This window comes from Dactylosporangium sp. CA-052675, assembly GCF_050947935.1.
Lineage (GTDB): Bacteria > Actinomycetota > Actinomycetes > Mycobacteriales > Micromonosporaceae > Dactylosporangium.
Genome location: NZ_CP192010.1, coordinates 4,333,074 through 4,358,613 on the forward strand (window position 1 = coordinate 4,333,074; position 25,540 = coordinate 4,358,613).

The following is a 25,540-nucleotide window of genomic DNA, read 5'->3' on the forward strand; positions in this document are numbered from 1 at the left end:
CCGCACCGGCGACGGGTACAACTGACGCATGGCGTACACCCCTCGCGAGGCGGTCGAGCGGACCGGGTTCACGCTCGACACGCTGCGGTACTACGAGCGCATCGGCCTGCTCGACAGCGTCGAGCGCAACGCCGGCGGGCAGCGGGTCTTCACCGACGACGACCTCACCTGGCTGGGCATCCTGCGCTGCCTGCGCGACACCGGCATGCCGATCGCCCGGATGCTGCGCTACGCCGAGCTCGCCCGCGGCGGCGACGGCACCTTCGCCGAGCGGGCCGAGCTGCTGGAGGAGCACGACCGCGACATCGAGGCGAAGATCGCCGCGCTGCGCGACGAGCAGCAGCGGATCCGGGAGAAGATCGGCTGGTACCGTGCGCAGCCGGCCCTGGCGGATCACATCGGCGGCAGCCTCGATGTGGGCCGCGTGTAATCCGGGGAGCCGAGGGCGTGTGACACGCGTGTAACTGAGCGTTTGTACCGTCGCGGCGTGATACAGACCCGCACGGTCTGTTCCTACTGCGGGGTCGGCTGCGGCATGGTCCTCGACGTGGCGACGGACCCCGATGGCCGCCGCCGCGTGCTCAAGGTGCTCGGCGACAAGGACCATCCCGCCAACGCCGGGCGGCTGTGCACCAAGGGGGCCACGAGCGCGGAGATGCTCGCCGGGGGCGGGCGCCTCGAGCGGGCCCTGGTCCGGCGCGGGCGCGGGGAGCCGCGGGCCGGGACGAGCGTCGCCGAGGCGATCGAGCACACCGCGGCGCGGCTGCGGGCGATCATCGACGAGCACGGGCCCGACGCGGTGGCGTTCTACGTGTCCGGGCAGATGACGCTCGAGGCGCAGTACCTGGCGAACAAGCTCGCCAAGGGGTTCGTGCGCACCAACCAGATCGAGTCGAACTCGCGGCTGTGCATGGCCAGCGCGGGCAGCGGCTACAAGCTGTCGCTGGGCGCGGACGGGCCACCGGGCTCCTACGACGACTTCGACCGGGCCGATCTGTTCTTCGTCATCGGGTCCAACATGGCCGACTGCCATCCGATTCTGTACCTGCGCATGCTGGACCGGATCAAGGCCGGCGCGAAGCTCGTCGTCGTCGACCCGCGGCGGACCGCGACCGCCGACCGGGCCGACCTCTTCCTGCAGGTGCGGCCGGGCACCGACCTGGCGCTGCTCAACGGGCTGCTGCACCTGCTCGTCGCGGGCGGGCGCATCGACGAGGCGTTCATCGCCGAGCACACCGAGGGCTGGGAGGCGATGCCGGAGTTCCTGGCCGGCTACCCGCCGCAGCGGGTCGCGGCGATCACCGGGGTGCCCGAGGCGCGGCTGCGCGAGGCCGCCGCGCTCATCGCCGGGGCCGGGGAGTGGATGAGCTGCTGGACGATGGGGCTCAACCAGAGCACGCACGGCACCTGGAACACCAATGCGCTGGTCAACCTGCACCTGGCGACCGGTGCCATCTGCCGGCCGGGCAGCGGGCCGTTCTCGCTGACCGGGCAGCCCAACGCGATGGGCGGCCGGGAGATGGGGTACATGGGGCCGGGCCTGCCGGGGCAGCGCTCGGTGCTGGTCGAGGCCGATCGGGTCTTCGTCGAGCGGGCGTGGGGGCTGCCGGACGGGACGCTGCGCACCGACGTGGGCAGGGGGACCGTCGAGCTCTTCGAGCGCATGGCCGCGGGCGAGGTGAAGGCGTGCTGGATCATCTGCACGAACCCGGTCGCGTCGGTCGGCAACCGGGCGACGGTGATCGCCGGGCTGGAGGCGGCCGAGCTGGTGATCGTCCAGGACGCGTACGAGCGGACGGAGACGAACGCCTACGCGGACGTGGTGCTGCCGGCCGCGATGTGGTCCGAGACCGACGGCGTGATGATCAATTCGGAGCGGAACCTGACCCTGGTCGCGGCGGTCGCCGATCCGCCGGGGGAGGCGCTCGCGGACTGGGACCTCATCGCGCGGGTCGCGGTCGCGATGGGCTACGGCGACGCCTTCCGCTACTCGTGCGCCGAGGAGGTGTTCGCGGAGATCCGCGGCTTCCACAACCCGCAGACGGGCTACGACCTGCGCGGCGTGGACTACGAGCGGCTGCGGCGGGGACCGGTGCAGTGGCCCGCCCCGCCCGGGGCGACGAGCCGCAATCCCATCCGGTACCGCAACGACGGCGTCAGCCAGCCCGTCCGCGAGTCCGCCGACGGCACCCGGCCGCGGCTGAACTTCGCGACCGCGAACGGCCGCGCGGTGTTCTTCCCGCGGCCGCACCTGGACCCGGCGGAGCTGCCGGACGACGACTTCCCGTTCCTGCTCAACACCGGGCGGCTGCAGCACCAGTGGCACACGCTCACGAAGACGGGGAAGGTGGCGAAGCTCAACCGGCTGAACCCGGGCCCGTTCGTGGAACTGCACCCGGCCGACGCGCGGCGGCTCGGGATCGCCGACGGCGACTCGGTGCGGGTGGAGTCGCGGCGGGGCCGGGCGGTGCTGCCGGCGACCGTGTCGGACCGGGTGCGGCCGGGCGACTGCTTCGCGCCGTTCCACTGGAGCGACGTGTTCGGGGCGGAGCTGGCGGTGAACGCGGTCACGTCCGACGCGGTCGACCCGATCTCGTTCCAGCCGGAGCTGAAGGTCTGCGCGGTCGCCCTGACCCGGGTCGCTCCGGACCCGGAGCCGGACCCGGGGCCGGGGCGGGGCCTGGAACCGGCTCCGGAGCCGGGCCTGGACCTCACGCCGCCGCCGCTGTCCGATGTGGAGCGCATGTATCTGTCGGGGTTCCTGAGCGCGCTGGCCGCGAGCCCGCCCGCGGCCGGGGTGGTGCCCCGGCTGCCGCCCGGGGCGCCGTTCGCGCCCGCGGCCGCGGCCTGGGCGGACGGCTTCCTCGCGGGGAAGTACCACCGGCCCGGGGCGGCCGCGGAGAGCGCCGCGCGGACCATCGAGATCCTGTGGGCGTCGCAGACCGGCACCGCGGAGGAGTTCGCCGCGCTGGTGGGGCGGCGCCTGGCCGACGAGGGGTGGCGGGCGAACCTGCGCGGGATGACGGCCGCGGCCGGGGAACTGCTCGGCGGCGGCAACGATCTGCTCGTCATCACCAGCACCTTCGGCGACGGGGACGCGCCCGACAACGGCACGGCGTTCTGGGACTCGCTGCAGGCGGAGGCGCCCCGGCTGGACGGGCGGCGGTACGCGGTGCTGGCCTTCGGCGACTCGAGCTACGCGGACTTCTGCGGGCACGGCCGGCGGCTGGACGCGCGCCTGACGGAGCTGGGCGGGCAGCGGCTCACGGCGCGGGTCGACTGCGAGCCGGACTTCGAGACCGCGGCCCACGGCTGGCTCGACGCGGTGCTGCTGGCGCTGCGGGCCCCGGTCGCGGCCGCGCGGCCGGCGCCGCCCCGGGCCGGTCGCGGGGAGGTGGTGACCGCGACGCTGCGCGGCAACCGGCTGCTGAGCGGGCCCGGGTCGGCGAAGGAGGTGCGGCAGTTCGCGTTCGACGTGGACGCGGACTTCGGCTACGCGGCCGGGGACGCGCTGGGCGTGTGGCCGGTCAACTGCCCGGACCTGGTCGAGGAGTGGCTGGAGGTGACCGGCCTCGACCCGCTGTCCACAGTGGACGTCGGCGGCCCGGTCGAGCTGCGCGAGGCGCTGCTGCACCGGCTCGACATCACCCGGGTCACGCCGGACCTGCTGCGCTTCGTGGCCGACCGGGGGCCCGACAGCCCGCTGCGGACGCTGTTGCGCCCGGACAACCAGGGGGAGCTGGCGAAGTACACCTGGGGCCGGCAGGCCGTCGATGTCATCGCCGAGCACGCGGTCAAGGCCGGCGTGGACGAGTGGGTGGCGGTGCTGAAGCGGTTGCAGCCGCGGCAGTACTCGATCTCGTCGTCGCCGCTGCTGGCGCCGACCCGCGTCGCGACGACGGTGTCGGTGATCCGGTTCGGCAACGGGGCGGGGCGAGTGCGCAAGGGGGTGTGCTCGGCCTACCTTGCCGACGCGGGGCCGGACGCGCCCGTGCGGGTGTTCCTGCAGCGCTCGCCGCACTTCCGGCCCCCGGCCGACGACTCGGTGCCGATGATCATGGTGGGCCCGGGCACGGGGGTGGCGCCATTCGTGGCGTTCCTGCAGGAGCGGCGGGCGCGCGGGGCGCGGGGCGGCAACTGGCTGTTCTTCGGGGAGCAGCGGCGGGCGACGGACTTCTACTACGAGGAGGACCTGGCCGCGCTGCGGGCCGACGGGGCGCTGACGCGGCTGGACGTGGCTTTCTCGCGCGAGCAGCGGGCGAAGGTTTACGTGCAGGACCGGATGCGGGAGCACGGGGCGCAGCTGTGGTCGTGGCTGCAGGACGGCGCGCACTTCTACGTGTGCGGGGACGCGACACGGATGGCGAAGGACGTGGACGCGGCGCTGCGCGAGATCGTGGCCGCGCACGGCGGGATGGACGAGGGCGCGGCCGCCGCGTACGTGAAGCAGCTGGCGGCCGAGAAGCGCTACCTGCGCGACGTGTACTAGGGACGCCTCGGCGCCGGGCGACGACACGGCAGTGTTGCCCGCGGGCAATTGACTGGACAACCGGCGCACCGGCACGAAAGTGTCGGACGCATGGGTGAGGACGAGCTCTGGGACGACGACATCGCCGCGCGGTACGACACCCCGGGCGAGGGGATGTTCGCGCCCGCCGAGGTCGATCCGGCCGTGGCGCGGCTGGCGTCGCTCGCCGGGGGCGGCCGGGCGCTGGAGTTCGCGATCGGCACCGGGCGCATCGCGGTGCCGCTGCGGGCCGTGGGCGTGCCGGTGAGCGGGATCGAGCTGTCCGGGCCGATGCTGGCGCGGCTGCGGGCCAAGGCCGACGAGGCCGCGATCCCGGTCGTGGCCGGGGACATGGCGCACGCGACGGCGCCGGGGGAGTACACCCTCGTCTATCTGGTCTTCAACACGATCTCGAACCTGCTGACCCAGGCCGAGCAGGTCGCGTGTTTCCGCAACGCGGCCCGGCACCTCGTGCCGGGCGGGCGGTTCGTCGTCGAGCTGGAGGTGCCGGACCTGCGCCGGCTCCCGCCGACGCAGAGCGCGGTCGTGTTCGGGTCCGAGCCCGGATACCTCGGGCTGGACACCTTCGACGTGCTCAACCAGCGGATCGTGTCGCACCACTTCACGTTCGACTTCGGCGCGGCCCGGCAGGCGCGGCTGACGCGCAGCCCGCACCGCTACATCTGGCCCGCGGAGATGGACCTGATGGGTCAGATCGCCGGGTTCACGCTGGAGTCGCGGCACGCCGACTGGTCCGGCACCGAGTTCACGGGCGACTCCGCCAAGCACGTCTCGGTGTACCGGCTGCCGCTGTGACCCCCGGCCCCTGTCCGGCCGGCCCGCGCCGCGCCCGGACGGCGTCCGCGCGCACGCCGCGAAGGCCGGGCCGCCCGCCGCGCTCCGCGTGGCACCGGTAGCCCGGCCTCCGCGGCGCGCACGCAGCGCCTTGGCCGGGCCCGGCGCGGACCGACATGATCGACAGGACCGGGCCCTGGTCAGGCCCGGGGCGGGGCGGTCGCACGCAGGAAGTCGCCGACGGCCTTCGCCGCCTCGGTCGCGCCCTCGGCGGTGATGGTGAGCAGGGCCGTGCCGTGCAACCGGCCCGGGACCACGGTGAGCGTGCGGCGTTCGCCCGGGGTCGCGTCGTACATCGCCCGGGCGTCCGCCGCGAATCGGCTGTCGTCGGCGGCGGCCAGGTACAGCACCGGCGCGGTCAGCCGCGGCACCGCCTCCAGGGCGCTCTCGCCGGCGTAGTCGCCGGGGCCGGAGAGGCTGATCACCGCGGCCGGCGGCGGGTCGAGGCGGGCCGCGGCGACCAGGGAGGCCGTGGCGCCGCGGGAGGCGCCGACGATGACCACCGGGCCCTTGGAACCCGTGCGGGCGAACTTCACGGCCGCGGTGACGTCGTCGGAGGCGTGGCCGGTGTCGGCGCGGCCGGAGCGGCCCTCGCCGTTGAAGTCGAAGGCGAGCACGCGGTAGCCGGCCGCCGCCTGCTCCTTCGCCCACGACAGCCAGGAGCAGGCGGTGGCGCTGGCCTGGGGCACGACCACGAGGGTGACGTCGCCGGTGCCGAGCAGGTAGCCGGCCAGGTAGGTGCCGTGCTCGCCGGGCAGCGCCACCTGCCGGTCGTCGAGCTGCGGCTCCCCGCACCACCCCGGCGTGGGGCTCGGCGGGCCGGGTTTGGCGGAGCCGACCGGCTCGGCGGGGGCCGGCGCCGGCGCGGCGCAGGCGGCGAGGAGGAGCAGGCAGCTGAACAGAGTCACGGTCCGCATATGGATAGGACCCGCGAGCGGCCGCGATGGTTACAACGCGGCGGCGGTTCGCCGGGTGGCGGGTGCGGCGTGGGGCATCGCATCGACCGGGGCGGACCCCGAATAATCCGGCCGTGCGCCTGCTCATCGCCCTGACGGCCGCGCTGCTGCTGGCCGCGTGCGGCGGCCCGGCCCGGTCCGCGGCCCCGTCGCCCGCCTCCGCCACGGCTCGCGCCGCCGCGCCTTCGTCGCCCTCGCCGGCCGCGAGCCCGGCCGGGTCGCCGACGGCGTCGTCCGCCCCGCTGCCGCCCGGCTTCGTGTCCGTGACCGACGTGGACGACAGCATCCTGCTCGACATCCGCTACGCCACCCCGCACAACTTCGTCGGGCGGCCGGTCACCGGCTATCTCGCCCCGCGCTGCCTGCTCGCTCGCCAGGCGGCCGAGGCCCTGCACCGGGTGCAGCAGAGCGCCCTGGCCCGGGGGTACAGCCTCAAGGTCTACGACTGCTACCGGCCCCAGCGCGCCGTCGACGACTTCGTGCGCTGGTCCGGCGACGCCGACCAGCGCATGAAGGCCGAGTTCTACCCGCGGGTCGACAAGTCGGCCCTCTTCGACGACGGCTACATCGGCGGCCCGACCGCGCACAGCCGGGGCAGCACGCTCGACCTGACGCTGGTGGCGCTGCCCGGCCGCGCCGGTCCGGCGTACCGCGCCGGCGACCCCCTGGTGTCGTGCACCGCCCCGGCGGCCCAGCGGTTCCCGGACGACTCCATCGACATGGGCACCGGCTTCGACTGCTTCGACCCGCTGGCGCACACGGCGGCGCAGGGTGTGAGCGCGGCCCAGCGCGCGGACCGGGACCTGCTGACCGGTCTCATGTCCTCCGGCGGCTTCGCGAACTATCCGGCGGAGTGGTGGCACTACACCCTCGCCGACGAGCCGTTCCCGGACACCTACTACGACTTCCCGGTCGCCTGACGGCTCAGGGCCGCAGCCGCTCCAGGTCCTGCAGCAGGCTCGGGTGCACCGGCGCCCAGCCGAGCGTCTCCCGCGTGTGGGCGCTCGACGACGGCTGGTCGGTCGCGAAGATCGGGCCGAGCGGGCCGAAGGACTCGGCCGGGACCGACTCGACCGGCAGGCCGAGGCGGCGGCCGATCACCGCGGCGATGTCGCGCACGGCGTCGCCCTCGTCGGCCACGGCGTGCCAGCTGGTGCCGGCCGGCGCCGACTCCAGCGCGATGCGGAAGAGCACGGCCGCGTCGAGGGCGTGCACGGCCGGCCAGCGCTGGGTGCCGTCGCCCGGGTAGCCCGCGACCCCCGTTCGGCGCGCGATGCCGGTCAGCAGGCCCGCGAAGCCGCCCTGGCCCTCGTTGTGGACCGTGCGGGGCAGGCGCACGGCCGTGCTGCGGACCCCGCGCCCGGCGAGGTCCAGGACCGCCCGGACCGAGCGGCCGCGGCCGCCGACCGGGCCCTCCGTCGGCGCCGGGTCGGCCTCGGTGGAGACGCGGCCGGGCACCGCCGGGGTGCCGGAGACGGTGACGAGGGGCCGGTCGCTGCCGACGAGCGCCTCGCCCAGGGTCGCGAGGGCCGCGCTCTCCTCGGCGACCGCCCGGGCGAGCGCCTCGGCGCTGCTGAAGTCGTTGCTGAAGGCCAGGTGGATCACGCCGTCGGCCCGGGCCGCCCCGGCGCGCAGCACGTCGAGGTCGGCGAGGCCGCCGCTGATGGTCTCGGCGCCGGCCCGCTTGAGCGCGAGCGCCGACGCCTCGGAGCGGGCGAGGGCGAGGACGGTGTGGCCGTGGCCGAGGAGCTCGGCGACGACCGCGGAGCCGACGAGGCCGCTGCCGCCGGTGATGAAGACGCGCATGACTGCTCCAACAGTGATGGGACTCTTGTCCCGTCACTGTACCAGGGTGATGGGACAAAAGTCCCGTCACCTATGATGGGCGCATGGCTCGATGGGAACCGGGGGCGCGCGAACGGCTGGTCATGGCCGCGGTCGACCTGTTCACCGAGCAGGGCTACGACGAGACCACGGTCGCGCAGATCGCCGAGCGGGCCGGCGTCACGAAGAGCACCTTCTTCCGGCACTTCCAGGACAAGCGCGAGATCCTGGTGGCCGGCCAGGAGACCCTGAGCCGGCTGCTGACCGAGGGGATCGCCGACGCGGACCCGGGCGCCGGCCCGCTCGATGCGGTCGCGGCCGGGCTCGACCGCGCGTCGAGCGCGATGGGGCCGATGAATCGCGAGCTCGGCCCGCGCCTGCGGGCGGCCGTCGCGGCCAGCGCCGAGCTGCAGGAGCGCGACGCCCTCAAGAGCGTCGGGCTCGCGGCCGCCATGACGGCCGCCCTGGCCGCCCGCGGCGTGCCGGACCCGATCGCCGCCCTCGCCGGGGAGCTCGGCGTGCTGGCCTTCAAGCGCGGCTTCCAGGCCTGGTCCGAGGGCGACGACGCCCGGGCCGAGCTCGGTCCCTACACGCGCGCGGCCCTCGACGAGCTGCGGGCCGCGACCCTGGCCCTCGGCGGCGGGCAGGCCTGACGCCTGCCGGGCGTCACGGCGCCTCGGACGCGGCCTTGGCTCTCGGCGGCGGGCAGGCCTGACGCCTGCCGGGCGTCACGGCGCCTCGGACGCGGCCTTGGCTCTCGGCGGCGGGCAGATGTGGGGCCTGCCGGGCGTCATGGCGCCTCGGGCGCGGCCCTGGCCCTCGGCGGCGGGCAGGCCTGACGGCTGCCGGGCGTCACGGCGCCTCGGACGCGACCGGCTGCGGCCGGCCACCGGAGGCGGCGGAGCGGTACCACGCCTCGACCGTGGCGACCGCGCGCCGCCCCTCCTGCGGGGTCGCCGTCGGCTCGCCGCGCAGGACCGCCTCGTACTGCCGCCGGAACGAGAGCGTGTACTCCCGGTCGCCGTCGACCTCCAGCACCCGCCGCCCGCCGACGCTCACCCCGGCCGGGTCGAGCGTCAGCGTGCCCCGCTCGCACACGATCGTGGTCTCGTGGAAGAAGACCGGCGAGTCCACGAGCGTCAGATGCGCCCGCACGCCGGTGTCGAGGAAGAGCGTCGCCGCCGCGGACGTCTCCACCGGCGACCCGCCGGGGGCCGCGACCGACCCGGCGACCGCCACCGGCCGGGCGCCGAGCAGCCAGGCCGCCCGGTCGATGCTGTGCACCCCGACGAGCATCGCGATCCCGCCGCCGGCCCGCACGGGATCGGTGAACCAGGCCGGCCGGTCGGGGCGCGCGTAGTCGGTCGAGCGCCGTTCGAGGTACAGCAGCGGCCGCCCGAGCCCGGCCAGCTCCTCGCGCGCGGCCCGCACCTGGGCGAAGAACCGCCCCTGCTGCCCGACCACGAGCCGGTCCCCGGCCGCCGCGATGATCCGGTCGCACGCCGCCGCCGAGACCGCGAGCGGCTTCTCGACCAGCACCGAGCGCCCGGCCGCGGCCGCGCGCACCGCCAGCTCCTCGTGGTCGGCGTGCGGCACCGCGAGCACGACGAGGTCGGCCCCGGCGAACACCTCGTCCGGCCCGGCGGCGGCGCGGGCCCCGAAACGCTCCGCGAGCCGGGCCGCCCGCCCCGGATCCCGGTCGGCGACCACGGCGAGCGTGAGCCCGTCGACGCCCTCGGCCGCGGCCGCGTGCCGCCAGGCCACCTCACCCGCGCCGATGATCCCGAGCCGCATGGCGCTCAAGTGGGGTTCGTCGCGGTGGAGGCGGTGAGCCGGCAGTCGATCGGCATACCCGGACTGTATCGCGGCGTCGCGGCCGACCGGCCCCGTGGATGGCGCGTCGCGGCCGGCCGGCCCCGTGGCGGGCGAGGGACCGGCCGGCCGGCCCCGGTCACCGGGTGCGCGCCCGGTGCGGCGCAGCGCACGGCACAATGGCGTGGATGGGGCAGAGGATCGCCGTCACCGGGTCGGCCGCCGGGGCACGGATCGCCTACGCGGTCACCGGGGCCGGGCCGCCGCTGGTGTACGTCTCCGGCTGGCTCGGCCACCTCGAGCGCAGCTGGGCGCTGCCCGCCGAGCGCGCCTTCTACGAGGCCCTCGCCGACGGGCGGCGGCTCATCCGCTACGACAAGCCCGGCATCGGGCTGTCGACGGCCGCGGTGCCCGGCGCCGAGTACACGATGGACGACGAGCTCGACGCGCTCGAAGCGGTCGTCGGCGCGGCCCGGCTCGAGCGGTTCGACCTCATGGGCATCTCGCTCGGCGCGGCGGTCGCGGCGACCTGGGCCGCGCGGCACCCGGGGACCGTCGAGCGGCTCGTGCTCTACGGCGGCTGGGCCCGCGGCGCCGACATCGCCCCGCCCGAGCTGCGCCATCACGTGCTCGGGCTGGTACGCCAGCACTGGGGCCTCGCCTCCGACCTGCTCACGGACGTCTTCGCGCCCGACGCCGACGCCGCGACCCGGGCCGCGTTCGCGCGCTACCAGCGCGAGTCCTCCGACGCGGCCACGGCGTGCGCGATGCTCGAGCTCGCGTACCGCGTCGACGTGCTCGACCTGCTCCCGGGCATCGGCGCGCCGACGCTGGTCGTGCACCGCGACCGCGACCGGGCCGCCCCGCTCGGCCAGGGCCGGGCGCTGGCCGAGGGCATCGCGCACGCGCGGTTCGAGGCGGTCGCGGGGCGCTCGCACCTGCCGTACATCGGCGACACCAGGCCCCTGACCGGCGCCATCCGGCGGTTTCTCGGGCTGCCGGCCCGGCACCGGGGCGCCCGGCCGACGCTCACCGCACGGCAGCGTGAGGTCGCCGCGCTCATCGCCGAGGGGTGCACGAACCGGGAGATCGGCGAGCGCCTCGGCATCACCGAGCGCTCGGCCGAGGCCCACGTCGAGCGGATCCGCGACCGGATGGGCTTCCGGTCGCGGGCCCAGATCGCCGCCTGGTACGGCGCGAACTGAGGTATTTTCCCCACTGCGCCGCGCCGCCCCCGTGCCCGACGATCTACGCATGCGCCTCGTCATCGCCGGGTACGCCGTCATCGCGTACGCCTGCTTCCTGCTCAGCGCCGCCTGGGCGGCCGTGTTCCTCGTGCGCGGGGACGGGCCCGCCACCCGGCCGGCCGCGGCGGCGCTCGCGATCGACGGCGCCCTGCTGCTCGCCTTCGCCGTGCAGCACACGGTGATGGCCCGGGCCTGGTGCAAGCGGCACATCCCGGCGCCGGTCGAGCGCAGCACGTACGTCCTCGCGTCCGCCCTCGTCCTCGTCGCGATCTTCGGCCTCTGGCAGCCGGTGCCGGCCGTGATCTGGCGGGTCGGCGAGCCCTTCGCGGCCGCGGTGTGGGTGGTGTTCGCGGCCGGGTGGGTGCTCGTGGTGTGGTCCACGTTCGCCGTCGACCACGCCGACTTCCTCGGCCTGAAGCAGGCGTGGACGCACCTGCGCCGGCGCGCGTACCGCGAGCCGGGGTTCGTCCGCGGCGGCCTGTACGCGCTGGTGCGCCACCCGATGATGCTCGGCCTGACGATCACGTTCTGGGCCACCCCGCACATGAGCGCCGGGCACCTGGTGTTCGCCGTCGCCGCCAGCGGCTACATCCTGGTCGGCATCCGGTTCGAGGAGCGGGACCTGCGCGCCCGCTTCGGCGCCGAGTACGACGACTACGCGCGCCGCGGCCGCCGCGCCGCCGCGTAGACCCGTGGCCGCCCGCCGCGGCGGGCACGGACCACCGGCTCGGCGGCGCCCCGACACTGCCCACGCAGGCGCCGCCGAGCCGGGACCACCCCACGCACGAACCGCCCGGCGGGTGCGACTGTTCGGGCCGCGACGACCACCCGGACGGATCCTCACATCCGGGTGTTCGCGTCGCTACGATGGCCGCACACATGACGGTCTCTGCGAGGGGAGCGGCGGACGTGGCGGTTGGTCGCATGCCGATCGGCGACGGGACGGCGGACTTCATCGAGATCGAGGTGAGCCCTCGGGACCTGGACGACGCGGTGCGCCTGGTCTCCGTGCAGGACGCGGTGATGATGCTGCCGTACACGCTGTCCGACTCGATGGACAGCGTGATGCCGGCCCTGCGCTACGTCGTGCAGCGGCTCAAGGAGCACCGGCCCGACGAGGTGGAGCTGCAGCTCGGGCTCAAGGTCGGCGGCGGGTGCGGCCTCATCGTCGCCAAGGGCACCGCCGAGGCGACCTTCAACGTCAAGATGACCTGGAAGAAGCCCGCGCCCGAGTCCGACTCCTGAGCCGGGTCCGCGCCTCAGCGGGTGTGGTTGATGAGATCGGCCAGGGTCACCGCGTCCAGGTAGTCCAGGCGGACGCGGTTGGCTCGGTCCCACAGGTGGTGCAGGCGCTCGATGGCGCGGTCGACCGGCAGGTCGTGGCCCGTCGGCGGGTCCTGGCCCGGGCCGTCCAGCCGGCGCACGATCTCGCCGAGGGTCAGCGACGCCGGCGGGTGGGCGAGGGCGTAGCCGCCGCCCGTGCCGCGCTGGACCTGGACCAGGTCCGCGCGGCGCAGGTCGGCCAGCAAGTCGTAGAGGTAGCCGGGCGGGATGTCCTGGGCGTCGGCCACGTCCTGGGCCTTGACCGTCTGCGGGGCGGACCCGGCCAGGACGACCAGGGCCCGGATCGAGTACTCGATGCGCTTGGGAAGCATGCGGACGGTCGAGGTCACACGGCGGCCAAGGTCCGGGCCTCGGCGGACGGGCTGAAGTACACAGTGTCGCCGGGCTTGACGTCGATGGCCTTCGCGCCGGCCCGGGTCAGCTGGGCCCACACGTCACGGTCGCCGGCCCGGGCCTCGATGCGGACCTCGAAGCCGAGCGAGACCACGCGCGTGACCGTCGCCTCGGTGCCGCCGGGCTCGCGGGACAGGGCCACGTCGTGCGGGCGCACCAGCCGGCCGTCGAGGTGGGTGACGGGGCCGAGGAAGCTCATCACGAACGGGTTGGCCGGGTTCTCGTAGATCTCGCCGGGCGTGCCGACCTGCTGCACGACGCCGTCGGCGAGCACCACGATCGAGTCGGACACGTCCATCGCCTCCTCCTGGTCGTGGGTGACGAAGACGGTGGTGACGTGGACCTCGTCGTGCAGGCGGCGCAGCCAGGTGCGCAGCTCCTTGCGGACCTGGGCGTCCAGCGCGCCGAACGGCTCGTCGAGCAGCAGCACCTCCGGCTCCGGGGCGAGGGCGCGAGCCAGGGCCATGCGCTGGCGCTGGCCGCCGGAGAGCTGGGCCGGGTACCGGTCGGCGAACTGGTCGAGGTGGACGAGCTCGAGCAGCTCCATGACGCGCTTGCGGATGTCGGCCTTCGGGCGGCGGCGGACCTCGAGGCCGAAGGCGACGTTGCGGTACACCGTCATGTGCTTGAACGCCGCGTAGTGCTGGAACACGAAGCCGACGTTGCGCCGCTGCGGGGTCAGGCCGGTCGCGTCGACCTCGTTGATGTGCACGCTGCCGGTGTCGGGGCGCTCGAGGCCGGCGATGACGCGCAGCAGCGTCGACTTGCCGCCGCCGCTCGGGCCGAGCAGCGCGGTGAGGGAGCCGGAGGCGATGTCGACGGAGATGTCGCGCAGGACCGGGGTCTTGCCGAACGACTTGTTCACGTCGCGGACTTCGATGGCCATCAGGCGTTCTCTTTCGGCCGCAGGAGCTTGGTGACGAGCAGGATGACGATGGCGATCAGGGCCAGGGCGCTGGCGGTGGTGAAGGCCGCGGTCTGGTCGTAGTTCTGGTAGCGCTCCTCGACGAACAGCGTCGCGGTCTGGGTCTGGCCCACGAGGCGGCCGGAGACGACGGCGACCGCGCCGTACTCGCCGAGCGCGCGGGCCAGGCAGAGCACCACGCCGTAGCCGAGCGCGGCCCGGATGCCCGGGATCGTGATGCGCAGGAAGGTCTGCCAGCGCGACGCGCCGAGGGTGTGCGCCGCCTGCTCCTGCTCGTCGCCCATCTCCTCCAGCACCGGCACGATCGCGCGCACGACGAGGGGGAGGGAGACGAAGATGGTGGCCAGGACCATGCCGGGCAGCGAGAAGATGATCTGCAGGCCGTTGCGCTCCAGCCAGCCGCCGGCCGGGGCGAACTTGCCGTACACCAGGATCAGGGCGAGGCCGACGACCACGGGCGACACGGCGAGCGGCAGGTCGATGAGCGCGCTCAGCAGCCGCTTGCCGGGGAACCGGTGCCGCACGAGCAGCAGCGCGGCGACGACGCCGAAGAGGGTGTTGGCCAGCACGGCCCAGACCGCCACCGAGAGCGTGACGGCAAAGGCGTGGGTGGCGTTGTCCGACGTCAGCGTGTCGATGATCGGCCGCAGGCCGTGCTCGAAGGTCCGCCAGATGACCAGACCGACCGGGAGCACCAGCAGGAACAGCAGGTACACCAGGGCGAGGACGCGCAGCGGGTACTTAGCCACGGCGGGCACTCCAGCGCTGGAAGAGGTCGAGGGCGATCAGCACCACGAACGCGACGACGAGCAGCACGGTCGAGATCGCGGCGGCGGACGTGGTGTCGTCGCTCTCGATGCGGCCGAAGATGTTCACCGCCGAGACCTGGGTCTCGAACGGGATGCTGCCGGTGAGCAGGTTCGTGGAGCCGTATTCGGCGATGGCCCGGGTGAAGGCCAGGCCCGCGCCGGAGATCATGGCGGGGGCGAGGTTCGGCAGGATGATCCGGCGGAACGTCGTGGCGGGGGAGGCGCCCAGCGAGTACGCCGCCTGCTCCATGTCCCGGTCGAGCTCGCGCAGCACGGGCTGCACGGTGCGCACCACGAACGGCAGCGTCACGAAGAGCAGGGCCACCCCGACGCTGACCCGGGTGTAGGCGAGGTTGATGTGCAGGGGGCTGCTGGTGCCGTACAGCGCCAGCAAAACCAGCCCCGCGACGATCGTCGGCAGCGCGAACGGCAGGTCGATGAGCGTGTCGACGATCGCCTTGCCCGGGAAGTTGTCGCGCACCAGCACCCAGGCGATGACGGTGCCCATGACGACGTTGACGACGGCGACGACGAGCGAGGCGCCGACGGTGAGCTTCAGCGCCGCCCAGGCGTCCGGGGTCTGCACGGCGCGCCAGAACGTGTCCCAGCCGCCCTCGGTCGAGCGCCACACGACGGCGGCGAGCGGGATGAGCACGATGAGGCTGAGGTACAGCACCGCCGTGCCGAGGCTGAGGGCGGTGCCGACCGGCGGCCGGCGCCGGTGCACACGCGGCCCGGCCGGGCCCGGCGCGGAGCCGGACCCGGTGGGCTTCTGAACGGCCGTGGCGGTCATTACTTGGACGCCGCCGGGCTCGGGGCGGCCGAGGTGGAGATGCCGAGCTTCTGCTCGATCGAGGCCATGACGCTGTTGCCCGGGTCGAACAGCTCCTTGTTCACCTTCGACCAGCCGCCCAGGTCACTGATCGTGAACAGGCCCGACGGGGTCGGGAACGTGGGGCCGCCGGCGTCCTTGACCACCGGGCGGTAGCCGTTCTCGGCGTAGATCTTCTGCGCCGCGGGCGTGTGCAGCCAGTCCAGGAACGCCTTGGCCTCGGCGGGGTGGGCGCTGTTGGTGGTGACCGCGATCGGGTTCTCGATCAGGATCGTGTCGTCCGGCACGGTGTAGTCGACGGCCTGGCCGTTCTTCTGCGCGAAGAGGGCCTCGTTCTCGTAGGAGATGAAGGCGTCGCCCTTGCCGCTGGTGAACGTCTGCAGCGAGGCGCGGCCGCTGTTGTCCTGCACCGGCACGTTCTTGAACAGGGCGTCGAGGTAGGCCGCACCGGCCGCCGCGTCCTTGCCCTTGCTCGACTTGGCGCCGTAGCCGGCCAGGATGTTCCACTTCGCGCCGCCGGAGGTGAACGGGTTCGGCGTGAGCACCTGCACGCCCGGCTTGGCGATGTCGTCCCACGTCTTGAGGTTCTTCGGGTTGCCCTTGCGGGTGCCGATGACCGCGACGGAGTCGGTGATCATGCCCTTGTACTGGTCGCTGTTCCAGCTCGCGTCGACCAGCTTGGCGGTGACGAGCCGCGTGATGTCCGGCTCCAGCGAGAAGGCGACGATGTCGGCCTTGAGCCCGCTGGCCACGGCCCGGCTCTGGTCGCCGGAGGCGCCGTAGGACTGGGTGAACTTGACGTTCTTGCCGCCGTCGGTCTTCTGGTACGCGGCGATGAGCGCCTCGTAGGCCGCCTGCGGGGTCGAGTAGGCCACGAGCGAGAGGGTCACGGCGCCGTTGCCGTCGGCCGAGGTGGAGTTGTCCGCGGTGCCGGCGCAGGCGCTCAGCGCGGTCCCGGGCAGGAGTAACGCGGCACTGACAGCGAGCACGCGGGTACGCAGCTTCACGGAGCCATCCTTGAAGTCAAAGTCTACGTTGTCTACTTAATGAGTAGGCAATGTAGTGAAGATGGGCGCCGTTCGTCAATCCCACTCACCAGATGGGATTACTGCGGCCGGTCGGGGAGCACGCGCTCCTCGTGGTCGAGCTCCCGCTCGAGCCGGCGCAGGGCCTCGTCGGGCAGCGTGCCCGCATCCCGCCGGCGCAGCAGCTCGTCGCGCTGGGCCTCGATCGCCAGACGGCGGATGCGCAGCGCGGCCTCGTAGCGCTCCGACACCGGCAGCTCGTCGCTGTCGGCGTTCTGCAGGACGTCCAGGCGGTGCTCGTACCGCCGCAGCCGCTCCCGCAGCCGGCCCCGCAGCGCGTCGATCTCGGGCCGCTGGGCCGGCTCGTCCTCGTCGAGGTCGTCCAGCCGGTCCAGCGCCGCGTGCACCGCCGCGGCCCGCGCCTCGTTGCGCATCCGGGCCTCGTCGACCTCGTTGTGCCGCAGCCCCAGCAGCCGCACCAGCGGCGCGAACGTGATCCCCTGCCCGACCAGTGTGACGAGCACCACCACGAACGTGCAGAACAGCAGCAGGTCCCGGTCCGGGAAGGCCTCGCCCGCGTCCGTGGTCAGCGGGATCGTGAACACCGCCGCGAGGCTGATCACGCCCCGCGTCCCGGCCCAGCTCAGCGCCGCGATCTCGCGCCCGGCCAGCCCCTCGTCCTCGCGGCGCAGCAGCAGGTGCGCGGCCTGCGTCAGCGCCAGCCACACCGGCCGCAGCAGCAGCGTGACCCCGACGGAGATGACGAGCGCGGTCACGACGGTGCTGGTGTCGTACTGCCTGAGCCCCCGCAGCACCGCCGGCAGCTGCTGCCCGATGAGCAGGAAGACCAGCCCCTCCAGCAGGAAGTCCACGAGCCGCCAGACCGCGCTGGTCTGCAGCCGGCCGGCCCCGGTCCCCGAGCGCGGCGTGTCGTGCCCGACGATCAGCCCCGCCACCACCACGGCGAGCACGCCCGACACGTGCAGCTGCTCGCCCACCAGGTAGGCGACGAACGGCGTGGCCAGCGACACCGCGTTGGCCAGCAGCGCGTCCTTGGCGATCGGGCGCAGCATCCGCACCGCGAAGGCGACCCCGATGCCGACCGCGGCACCCCCGACCGCCGCGAGCAGGAACAGCCCCGCGGCCATCGGGAACGAGAAGTGCCCGCCCACGGCCGCGGCGACGGCCACGTTGAGGATCGTCAGCGCCGTCGCGTCGTTGAGCAGCCCCTCGCCCTGGATGATCGTGATGAGCCGCGGCGGGAGCCCGACCTTGCGCCCGACGGCGAGCGCGGCGACCGGGTCGGGCGGCGCGACCGCGGCCCCGACGGCCACCCCCGCGGCGAGCGTGGCCCCGGTCACGAACAGCCCGAACCCGGCCCCGATGAGCAGCGCCGTGGCCAGCACGAGCAGCACGGACAGCCCGATCACGATGCGCAGGTTGGCCCGGATCGCCAGCAGCGACGAGTCCAGCGCGGCCGAGTACAGCAGCGGCGGCAGGATGAACGTCAACACGATGTGCGGTTCGAGCTCGACGTTCGGCCCGGGCAGCAGCGCGTAGAGGATGCCGATGAGCGGCAGCAGCGCGGCGGCGGGCAGTCCCGTCCGCTCGCCGATCCACCGGACCGCGGTCACGACGGCCAGGGCACCCAGCGCGATCAGCAGCAACGTCTCGGGACTCACCCGTTGACCTTATGTCGGGTGCGGGCGTCGCGCGCGGGCTCCGGCGGCGCACCAATATGGGGACTTCTGCCCAGGACCACGCTCTGGTTGCGGCGTTAGCGTTCCGGCACCAAAACGCCGAATGGAGATCATCATGAGCGGTAAGGCCGTGGTCAGCCTCATCACCGGGCTGGAGGACGCCGAGAAGGTGACCGTCGCCTTCCTCGTCGCCGTGGGGGCGGCCGAGTCCGGCCGCCCGACGCTGATGTTCCTGACGAAGGAGGCGGCCCGGCTGGCCGTGCCGGGCGTCGCGACCGCCGTGGCGTGCGAGGGCTGCCCGCCGCTGGCCGACCTCATGGCGCGGTACGCGGCCGCGGGCGGGCGCTACCTGGTGTGCCCGATCTGCTTCGACGCCCGCCACCTGGACAAGACCCGGCTGATCGACGGCGCGGAGCTCGGCGGGACGGTACCGATGTGGCAGTGGATCGGCGACGAGGGCGCGACCACGTTCAGCTACTGAGGCTCGGGCGCCGCGTCCGGGTCACGCCGGTGTGGCCGGGGCCGGCAGGCGCAGGCGCACCGTCGTGCCGCCGCCGGGCGCGGCCGTGATGCTGAGGCGCGCCCCCGCCGCTCCGGCCCGCTCGTGCATGCCGGTGATGCCGTGGCCGTGCGTGAAGCCGCGTTCCGGGATGCCGCCGCCGTTGTCGGTGATGCTGACCTCCAGCGTGCCCGGGCCGGTGGCGGTGCGAATCGTGATGCTGGTGGCGCCGGAGTGGCGGATGGCATTGGTGAGGGCCTCCTGGACGATGCGGTACAGGGCGATCTCGGTGTCGCTGGGCAGCCTCGGCACGGGCTCCGCGGCGACCTCGATGTCGAGCCCGCTGGCGTCGCGGGCGTGCCGCCCCAGGTCCTCGATCGCCGCGGTGAGGCCGAGGCTGTCCAGCGCGAGCGGCCGCATCTGGGCGATCAGGCGGCGCAGCGTCTGGATCTGCCGCCCGACGAGCTCGCGCGCGTCGGTGATGCCCCGCAGCTGCGCCGCGGGACCACCGCCGGCGGCGGCCCCGAGCGTGACCATGACGGCGGCGAGCTCCTGGAGGGTGTCGTCGTGCAGCTCGCGGACCCATCGGCGGCGTTCGGCCTCCTCGCCGTCGATGCGGGCCCGCAGCTCGCGGGCCAGGGCCTGACGGCGCTGGATGCCGGCCTCGCGGACGGCCAGGCCGGCGGTGGCGAACAGCAGCGCGACCGGGATCAGCAGCAGCAGCACCCGGGGCGCGGCGTGCTCGGTGAGCTGCCAGAGGGCGGCGACCACGAGCAGCGCGGCCAGGCCGGCGCCGATCAGGAGCTGGCCGCGCCGCTGCAGCACCCGGGTCTCGGTGCCGCGGCTGAACGCCATGGCCAGCAGCAGCGCGGCGCTGGCGGTCGCGCCGGTGGCGATCTCCGCGGTCGGGTGCAGGTCGCCGAGCTCGATGACGACGCTCGCGGCCAGCGACGCCAGCCCCAGCGCGACGAGCGCCCGCACGGCGATCCGGGACGGGGCCGACCCGGCCCGAGCCGTCGCGGCGTCGCCGGTCGTCCAGACCTCCGGATGCCTGGTGCCGGGGCCGGCGGTCACGGCAGCAGGCCGAAGAGGCGGGCGGCGTCGACGAGGTCGGCGCGGCTGTGCAGGTTGAGCCGGGTGCGGAGGTTCGCCCGGTGGGTCTCCACGGTGCGGAGGCTGACCAGCAGCTGCTCGGCGATCTCGGCGTTGGTGTGGCCGCGGGCGACGAGGGCGAGGACCTGGCGTTCGCGCGGGCTGAGCCCGTCGGCGGGCGGCTCGGGCTGGCGGAGCATCCGCGCGCCCAGCTCGGGGTGCAGGTAGGTGGAGCCGGACATGACCGTCTCGACGGCGCGCAGCAGCTCGTCGGCGGCCGACTCCTTGATCAGGTAGCCCTGGACGCCGGCGGTGAGGGCCTGCCGCGCGGTGGCGACGTCGTCGTGCATGGTGAGCACGACGATGCGCGGCGCCTCGTCCGGCTCGAGCAGGCCGGGCACGACGCTCAGCGCGTGCTCCGCGCCGAAGCTGAGGTCCAGCACGATGAGGTCGGGCCGCAGGTTGTGGGCCAGGGCGCGGAGCTCACCCAGACTGGATGCCTCGCCGACCACCTCGCAGCGGCTGTCGGCGGCGAGCAGGGCGCGCAGGCCGGCCCGCACCACCGTGTGGTCGTCGGCCAGGAGGATCCGCCACGGCGGGGACTTCGCCATGGGCACAGCGTAGGCCGTGCCGGCGGCCTTGCCGATGGCCTTGCCGATGGCCTGCCGATGGCCTGCGGCATACCCGCAACGGGGGTGCGGGCCGTCCCGGATCCGCGCGGCGCGGGCGGCCGGTCACGATCGGGTTGATCGGCTCCGGGAGCAACTGTTGAACACTCGACGGCAGGTGGCGTTGCTGGCGCTCGCGGCCGGCGTCGGCCTCGCGGCCGGACTCCCGCTGCTGGCCTCGGCGGGCGGGTCGGGCACGATGCGCGCCGAGGGCAGCGTCATCAGCGTCGATCTCGGCGCGCAGAGCCTGCGCCTGCACGACACCGGCGCCGGGGACGCGCTGCGCGGCCAGGACGCGACGATCCGCCTGCCGGTCGGCCGGATCGCCGTCGAACCGGGCCACCGTCCGCTCGGGTCGTTGCGGCCGGGCGACCACGTCCGCATGGTCATCGGGAGCCGGTCGCACTGGGCCCATGAGATCACCGTCGATCCGTGACGACCCCCGGGACCGCGCCATGCGTCATCTCGCCCGGCCGCCGGCTTCACCCCCGGCGGCCGGGGCACCTTGGGCCGAATCCCGCCCCGCACCGACAGCCCGGAGGGCGCGCATCATGGTCGCACCCAGGATCACGCACCCCCGTCGCCCGGCCGCCCGCACCACGACCGGCGGCGTGACCGACGACCCGGCCACCGCGGCACGGCCCGCCCGGCGTCCACGGCCCCGGCGGATGGCACCGGCCGCCCCAACCGTGACCGCCGTGGCGATCGTGGTCGGGCCGGCGGCCGGGTTCGCGGCGCTGGCCGCCGCCGGCGCGCTGGACCCGGTGCCGCTGCTCGACCGGCCGATCGCCGCCGGGCTGGAGACGGCCGGGCTGCTCTGCCTGGGCTTCGTCTGGGTGCGGCCGGGGGACCGCCGGACCCGGCGCTCGGCGCTGCTGCTCGCCCTGGGCGTCGCCGCCGCCGTGGGCGTCCTGGCCCTGGCCCTGCGGGCGACCGGGACGGTCACCGACGCCTACCCGCCGAGCTTCGCCGTGTGGATCGGGGCCGCCTTCGCCGCGATCGCCGGATGCCCGCCGGCCCTCGGCCGCCGCGCCGGCCGTGGCGACGGACGTGGCGACGGACGTGGCGCCGGACGTGGCGGGGCGAGGTGGCGCCGGGCCGCGGCCGTGGCGGCGGTCCCGCTCACCGCTGTCGGCGCGCTCATGCTCATCGACCAGGAGTACGGCATCTGGCCCACGGCCGGCGACATGCTCGGCCACGACGGCACACTGCGCGGCGCCGACGCCCGGCGCGCGCTCGACGGCGACCCGGCGGCGCGGTCGCCGGTCGGCGGCACCCTGATGATGCTCGACGCGCCCGCCACGGTGTCGCACTTCCCGCACCGCCCCGGCGCCGTCTACCTGCCCCCGGCGTACTACGGCCCGCACCGCGCCGACCTGCCCGTGCTGGTCATGCTCGTCGGCACCCCGGGCACCCCGATCAACTGGCTGAAGGCCGGCGGCGGCGAGGCCACGGACGACGCCTACGCGGCCGCCCACGGCGGCGAGGCGCCGGTGCTGGTCGTCGCCGACCAGAACGGCTCCGCCACCGGCGACACCGAGTGCGTCGACGGGCCGCGCGGCAACGCCGAGACCTACCTCGCCACCGACGTGCCCGCCTTCATCACCGGCACCCTGGGCCTGCGCCACGACGCCTCCCGGTGGGGCATCGTCGGCTTCTCCGAGGGCGGCACCTGCGCCCTCGACCTCGTCCTCGGCCACCCCGGCGTCTACCGCCACGCCGTCGACCTCGGCGGCGACGCCCGGCCGAACCTCGGCAGCCCCGAGCACAGCCTCGTCGCCCTCTACGGCGGCCGGGCCGCGGCCCCGGCGGCCCACGATCCCGCCCTGCTCCTCGCCCACCACACCTACCCCGGCATCACCCTGTGGTTCGCCGCCGGGCAGGACGATCCCCGCTGCGCCGAGGTCTCCCGGCAGCTCGCCGCGCTGGCGACCCGGGCCGGCATCCCCACCCACCAGTTCATCGGGGCCGGCGGGCACAACTGGCAGTTCGCCTCGGCCGCGCTGCGGGGCCTGCTGGCGCCACTCAGCGCGCAGATGGGCCTGCCCGGCCCGAGCCCGACGGCATGAGCGGGCCCCCGGGCGACATCACACGGACCGGGTCGGGCGAGCGGACGGGGCGGCGCCTCCGATCATCGCCGGCCCGCGACCCGTCGGGCCGAGGACGAAACCGCCGCCGGGGTGGTTGATTGAGACCGGGCCGGTCCTACCGCAGGTGACATCCACCGGGTGTCACCGCCCCCCGCAGCACGGCAGCTGTCGGGCCGGTCCGCAAAACCCTCCGCCTCCCCCTCCGTCGGCGCCCCGGCCCGCTGCGCCGGCCGCGGCCCGGCGTGCATGAACGGCGCCGACCCGGGCACCTGCGCCCCGCGCCGAACGGCCGGCGCCGGCACGGAGAGGGCGGGACGAGATGACCGAGGAGCGGATCGTGGTCGGCGTCGACGGCACGCCGGCGTCGGCGGCGGCGGTGCGATGGGCCGCGGCGGCCGCCGCCCGGCGGCGCGCGGCCGTGGACATCCTGCTGGCCTACCACTGGCGGGTGCCGGCCTTCCTCGCCCCCCGCGGCGATCTCGCCGATACCGCGCGCGAGCTGGCCGAGCTCGTGGTCGCCGACGGGGCCCGCGATGTCGCGGTCGTCGCACCCGACGTCGAGGTCCGTGCGGAGGCGGTCTACGGCCAGCCGGCCGAGGCACTGCTGCGCGCCGCGGCCGACGCCGCGCTGCTCGTGGTCGGCACCCGGGGGCGGCCCCAGGCGGTCGGCGCGGTCGCGGGCTCGGTCAGTCAGCAGGTGGCGGCGCACGCCCGCTGCCCGGTCGCGGTGGTGCGCGGCCGGCCGGACCCGACCGGCGGCGTGCTCGTCGGCGTCGACGACTCGGCCTCGGCCGGTGCCGCGCTGCGGCTGGGCTTCGCCGAGGCCCAGCGCTCGGGCGACGACCTGGTCGCGGTGCGGGCGATCGAGGCGCCGCTGTCGCCGCCGGCGATCGGGTCGCCACCGCTGCTGCGCGACATGGACGAGGCGGCCCGCACGCTGACCGCGGCCGCGACGGCCCGGGTCGCGGCGGCCGCCGAGCAATTCCCGGGGGTGCGGTGGGAGTGTCACGGCGACGCCGGCGAGGCGGGTGACGTGCTGGGCGAGCGGTCGGCGCGGGCGCGGCTGGTCGTCGTGGGCAGCCGCGGCCGCGGCGGGTTCACCGGGCTGCTGCTCGGATCCGTCGGCCTGCGCCTGCTGCACCGGGCCGAGTGCCCGGTGCTGATCGCCCGCACCGACCCGCACGAGGAGGCCGCGACCGGGTGAGCGCGGCGTCCCCCGGTCAACCGCCCGCGACCACGATCAACCGCCCGCGACCAGGACCGCGGCGGGCGCGTGGTCGAGGACCTGCCGGGTCACCGATCCGAGGCGCCGGTCGCCGGGCTCGCCCCGGCCGGAGGGGCCGAGCACCACCATGGCCGCGCCGCCGGCCGCCTCGACCAGCATCGGCGCCGGAGGGCCGTCGACGACGCGGGCCTCGACCCGGACCGCCGGATACCGGGCCTCCCACGGTTGCAGCTCGAGCCGCATGGCGTGGGTCCCGTCACCGGCCGGCCCGGCGTGGTGCGCCGGCCGTCGCCCGACCCGCACGGCCACGAGGGTGACGCCCCGCGCGGCCGCCTCGGCGAAGCCCAGGTCGAGGGCCGGGCTGTCCCGGTCCGAGCCGTCCATGCCGACGAGGACCGGCCGGTCGTCGGGCAGCGGTGCCGGGCCGGCCCACCGGGCGGCCTCGTGCACGACGAGCACCGGGCAGTGCGCGCCCGCGGCGAGCCGGTCCCCGACCGAGTCGGTCGGCGGGGAGTGGAGCCCGAGGGCGTCCTGGCCGCCCACCACGATCAGGCTCGCGTGGTCGGACCGCTCGATCAGCCGGTCCGCCGGGGCGCCCCGCAGCGTGTGGGTGGTGACGCGCAGGCTCGGCTGCCAGCGCCGGATCTCCACCTCGGCCCGCTCGGCCGGCGTGGCGTCCGGGATCTGCCCGACGTGGACGACCTCGAGCCGCCGGTGCCACCGCACGGCCTCGTCCGCGGCCCAGCGCGCGGCGCCGAGGCTGTCGGTCGTGCCGTCGACGCCGGCCAGCACCGGCCGGTCGGCGCCGGTCACGACGACTCCCGCGACGGGTGCCGGATCACGGCCACCGGGCAGGCCGCGTGGTGAATCGCGACCTGGGACACGGAGCCGAGCAGCAGCCCGGCGAACCCGCCCCGGCCGCGGGACCCGACCACCAGCAGCCGCGCGCCGGCCGACAGCTCGACGAGCACCGCGGCGGCCCGGCCGCGCACCGCGTTCGTGCGCAGGTCGACGTCCGGGAACTTCTCCCGCCACCCGGCGACCGACTCGGCCAGGGTGCGCTGCTCCTCGGCGGTGAGGTCGGCGGCCTCGTAGGTCAGGGGGAGCAGATCGTCGGGTCTGGTGATGGAGCCCGGCCAGCGGTACGCCAGCACCGCCGTCAGCCCGCACGCGGCCGCGGACGCGTGCTCGAAGGCGTACCCCAGCGCGTCCCCGGCGTCGTGCGAGCCGTCGATGCCGACCACCACGCGGCCCGCCTCGGACCCGTCCGGCCGATCGGCGCGGCGTACGACCACCACCGGACAGGGCGCGTGCGCGGCCACCTGCACCCCGACCGAGCCGAGCAGCAGCCCGGCGAAGCCACCGTGGCCGCGGCTGCCCACCACCACCTCGCAGGCGTGCGCGGACGCGCGCAGCAGCGCCACGGTCGGGGGGTCCGGCCGCATGGACGTGGTGATCCGGACGTCGGGGGCGGCCGCGCGGGCCCGGGCCGCCGCGTCGGCGACCGTCTGCGCGGCCTCCTCTTGCACCCGCACCTCGAACGGCGACGGCACCGGCGCGGCGGCGGGCGGATAGGCCGGCGGCCAGACGAACGCGTAGAGGATGTGCAGGGGCCGGCGGCGGCGCACCGCGTCCACCGCGGCCCAGTCGACCGCGTGCAGGCTCGGTGGGGAGCCGTCGACGCCGACGACGACACTGTGTTCGGCAACCATCGCGACCTCCTCCACTCCGACGGTA

Annotated in this window: 25 protein-coding genes; 12 read left to right on the top strand and 13 right to left on the bottom strand. The window is 75.1% G+C overall.

Translation table 11 applies throughout. The annotated features are described in order from the left end of the window. Window positions 1-28: 28 nt before the first annotated feature. The 3 genes from ACQP1P_RS19875 to ACQP1P_RS19885 all read left to right on the top strand — a co-directional run bounded on the left by ACQP1P_RS19875 (window position 29) and on the right by ACQP1P_RS19885 (window position 5,323). Complete coding sequence (locus tag ACQP1P_RS19875) at window positions 29-430, top strand: MerR family transcriptional regulator (RefSeq protein WP_433088182.1); 402 nt, start codon at window positions 29-31, stop codon at window positions 428-430. Between the two features lie 57 nt (window positions 431-487). Beyond that, window positions 488-4,489 (top strand): molybdopterin-dependent oxidoreductase, encoded by a 4,002-nt coding sequence (locus ACQP1P_RS19880; RefSeq protein ID WP_433088183.1) that lies wholly within the window; start codon window positions 488-490, stop codon window positions 4,487-4,489. A 90-nt stretch (window positions 4,490-4,579) separates the two neighbouring features. Continuing rightward, a complete protein-coding gene (locus tag ACQP1P_RS19885; RefSeq protein ID WP_433088184.1) occupies window positions 4,580-5,323 on the top strand; it encodes a class I SAM-dependent DNA methyltransferase in 744 nt (247 codons plus the stop codon). 179 nt (window positions 5,324-5,502) lie between these two features. On the opposite strand, the gene ACQP1P_RS19890 is transcribed toward ACQP1P_RS19885, so the two are convergent. Next, the gene (locus ACQP1P_RS19890) at window positions 5,503-6,270 is read right to left on the bottom strand and encodes an alpha/beta hydrolase family protein (protein WP_433088185.1); all 768 of its coding nucleotides are present in this window, start codon (window positions 6,268-6,270) and stop codon (window positions 5,503-5,505) included. A 122-nt stretch (window positions 6,271-6,392) separates the two neighbouring features. On the opposite strand from ACQP1P_RS19890, the gene ACQP1P_RS19895 reads away from it, so the two are divergent. After that, window positions 6,393-7,238, top strand: coding sequence for a M15 family metallopeptidase (locus ACQP1P_RS19895; protein WP_433088186.1), 846 nt, complete (start codon window positions 6,393-6,395; stop codon window positions 7,236-7,238). 4 nt (window positions 7,239-7,242) lie between these two features. Here the strand turns inward: ACQP1P_RS19895 and ACQP1P_RS19900 are convergent, their stop codons facing one another. Next, complete coding sequence (locus ACQP1P_RS19900) at window positions 7,243-8,124, bottom strand: SDR family oxidoreductase (protein WP_433088187.1); 882 nt, start codon at window positions 8,122-8,124, stop codon at window positions 7,243-7,245. A gap of 83 nt (window positions 8,125-8,207) precedes the next feature. Here ACQP1P_RS19900 and ACQP1P_RS19905 point away from each other — a divergent pair, with 83 nt between their 5' ends. Beyond that, window positions 8,208-8,795 carry a TetR/AcrR family transcriptional regulator gene (locus ACQP1P_RS19905; RefSeq protein WP_433088188.1) on the top strand — a complete coding sequence of 196 codons (588 nt, stop codon included), beginning with the start codon at window positions 8,208-8,210 and terminating at the stop codon, window positions 8,793-8,795. Window positions 8,796-8,994: 199 nt separating this feature from the next. Here the strand turns inward: ACQP1P_RS19905 and ACQP1P_RS19910 are convergent, their stop codons facing one another. After that, window positions 8,995-9,936 carry a Gfo/Idh/MocA family protein gene (locus ACQP1P_RS19910; protein ID WP_433090056.1) on the bottom strand — a complete coding sequence of 314 codons (942 nt, stop codon included), beginning with the start codon at window positions 9,934-9,936 and terminating at the stop codon, window positions 8,995-8,997. A 206-nt stretch (window positions 9,937-10,142) separates the two neighbouring features. Here ACQP1P_RS19910 and ACQP1P_RS19915 point away from each other — a divergent pair, with 206 nt between their 5' ends. The 3 genes from ACQP1P_RS19915 (at window position 10,143) to ACQP1P_RS19925 (ending at window position 12,446) form a co-directional block, all read left to right on the top strand. Next, window positions 10,143-11,159, top strand: a complete 1,017-nt coding sequence (locus ACQP1P_RS19915; protein WP_433088189.1) for an alpha/beta fold hydrolase — start codon at window positions 10,143-10,145, stop codon at window positions 11,157-11,159. A 49-nt stretch (window positions 11,160-11,208) separates the two neighbouring features. After that, window positions 11,209-11,889 carry a methyltransferase family protein gene (locus tag ACQP1P_RS19920; RefSeq protein ID WP_433088190.1) on the top strand — a complete coding sequence of 227 codons (681 nt, stop codon included), beginning with the start codon at window positions 11,209-11,211 and terminating at the stop codon, window positions 11,887-11,889. Window positions 11,890-12,125: 236 nt separating this feature from the next. Next, window positions 12,126-12,446, top strand: coding sequence for a CU044_2847 family protein (locus tag ACQP1P_RS19925; RefSeq protein ID WP_433088191.1), 321 nt, complete (start codon window positions 12,126-12,128; stop codon window positions 12,444-12,446). A gap of 14 nt (window positions 12,447-12,460) precedes the next feature. On the opposite strand, the gene ACQP1P_RS19930 is transcribed toward ACQP1P_RS19925, so the two are convergent. The 6 genes from ACQP1P_RS19930 to ACQP1P_RS19955 all read right to left on the bottom strand — a co-directional run bounded on the left by ACQP1P_RS19930 (window position 12,461) and on the right by ACQP1P_RS19955 (window position 18,211). Continuing rightward, complete coding sequence (locus tag ACQP1P_RS19930; RefSeq protein WP_433088192.1) at window positions 12,461-12,874, bottom strand: Rrf2 family transcriptional regulator; 414 nt, start codon at window positions 12,872-12,874, stop codon at window positions 12,461-12,463. Further along, complete coding sequence (locus tag ACQP1P_RS19935) at window positions 12,871-13,824, bottom strand: sulfate/molybdate ABC transporter ATP-binding protein (RefSeq protein ID WP_433088194.1); 954 nt, start codon at window positions 13,822-13,824, stop codon at window positions 12,871-12,873. Before ACQP1P_RS19935 ends, ACQP1P_RS19930 begins: the two co-directional genes overlap by 4 nt. Further along, window positions 13,824-14,612, bottom strand: coding sequence for a sulfate ABC transporter permease (locus tag ACQP1P_RS19940; protein WP_350623071.1), 789 nt, complete (start codon window positions 14,610-14,612; stop codon window positions 13,824-13,826). The genes ACQP1P_RS19935 and ACQP1P_RS19940 overlap by 1 nt, the downstream gene beginning before the upstream one ends. Next, window positions 14,605-15,465, bottom strand: a complete 861-nt coding sequence (gene cysT, locus ACQP1P_RS19945; RefSeq protein WP_433088196.1) for a sulfate ABC transporter permease subunit CysT — start codon at window positions 15,463-15,465, stop codon at window positions 14,605-14,607. Before cysT ends, ACQP1P_RS19940 begins: the two co-directional genes overlap by 8 nt. Next, the gene (locus tag ACQP1P_RS19950; protein WP_433088197.1) at window positions 15,465-16,511 is read right to left on the bottom strand and encodes a sulfate ABC transporter substrate-binding protein; all 1,047 of its coding nucleotides are present in this window, start codon (window positions 16,509-16,511) and stop codon (window positions 15,465-15,467) included. The genes cysT and ACQP1P_RS19950 overlap by 1 nt, the downstream gene beginning before the upstream one ends. Before the next feature lie 98 nt (window positions 16,512-16,609). Beyond that, window positions 16,610-18,211, bottom strand: coding sequence for a Na+/H+ antiporter (locus ACQP1P_RS19955; RefSeq protein WP_433088199.1), 1,602 nt, complete (start codon window positions 18,209-18,211; stop codon window positions 16,610-16,612). 133 nt (window positions 18,212-18,344) lie between these two features. Here ACQP1P_RS19955 and ACQP1P_RS19960 point away from each other — a divergent pair, with 133 nt between their 5' ends. After that, entirely contained in the window at window positions 18,345-18,710 is a 366-nt protein-coding gene (locus ACQP1P_RS19960) for a hypothetical protein (RefSeq protein WP_433088200.1), read from the top strand. A gap of 21 nt (window positions 18,711-18,731) precedes the next feature. Here ACQP1P_RS19960 and ACQP1P_RS19965 read toward each other — a convergent pair whose 3' ends face one another. Both ACQP1P_RS19965 and ACQP1P_RS19970 read right to left on the bottom strand, forming a co-directional pair. After that, a complete protein-coding gene (locus tag ACQP1P_RS19965) occupies window positions 18,732-19,802 on the bottom strand; it encodes a sensor histidine kinase (protein WP_433088202.1) in 1,071 nt (356 codons plus the stop codon). After that, entirely contained in the window at window positions 19,799-20,431 is a 633-nt protein-coding gene (locus ACQP1P_RS19970) for a LuxR C-terminal-related transcriptional regulator (RefSeq protein ID WP_433088203.1), read from the bottom strand. Before ACQP1P_RS19970 ends, ACQP1P_RS19965 begins: the two co-directional genes overlap by 4 nt. Window positions 20,432-20,588: 157 nt before the next feature. On the opposite strand from ACQP1P_RS19970, the gene ACQP1P_RS19975 reads away from it, so the two are divergent. From ACQP1P_RS19975 to ACQP1P_RS19985, 3 genes are all read left to right on the top strand, one after another. Next, on the top strand, window positions 20,589-20,924 hold the full coding sequence (locus ACQP1P_RS19975; protein ID WP_433088205.1) for a hypothetical protein: 336 nt from the start codon (window positions 20,589-20,591) through the stop codon (window positions 20,922-20,924). Window positions 20,925-21,186: 262 nt separating this feature from the next. Then, window positions 21,187-22,557, top strand: coding sequence for an alpha/beta hydrolase (locus tag ACQP1P_RS19980; RefSeq protein WP_433088207.1), 1,371 nt, complete (start codon window positions 21,187-21,189; stop codon window positions 22,555-22,557). 340 nt (window positions 22,558-22,897) lie between these two features. Next, complete coding sequence (locus ACQP1P_RS19985; RefSeq protein ID WP_433088209.1) at window positions 22,898-23,782, top strand: universal stress protein; 885 nt, start codon at window positions 22,898-22,900, stop codon at window positions 23,780-23,782. 36 nt (window positions 23,783-23,818) lie between these two features. Here the strand turns inward: ACQP1P_RS19985 and ACQP1P_RS19990 are convergent, their stop codons facing one another. Beyond that, window positions 23,819-24,616, bottom strand: a complete 798-nt coding sequence (locus ACQP1P_RS19990) for a universal stress protein (RefSeq protein ID WP_433088211.1) — start codon at window positions 24,614-24,616, stop codon at window positions 23,819-23,821. Continuing rightward, a complete protein-coding gene (locus ACQP1P_RS19995; RefSeq protein ID WP_433088213.1) occupies window positions 24,613-25,515 on the bottom strand; it encodes a universal stress protein in 903 nt (300 codons plus the stop codon). Before ACQP1P_RS19995 ends, ACQP1P_RS19990 begins: the two co-directional genes overlap by 4 nt. Window positions 25,516-25,540: the final 25 nt, after the last annotated feature.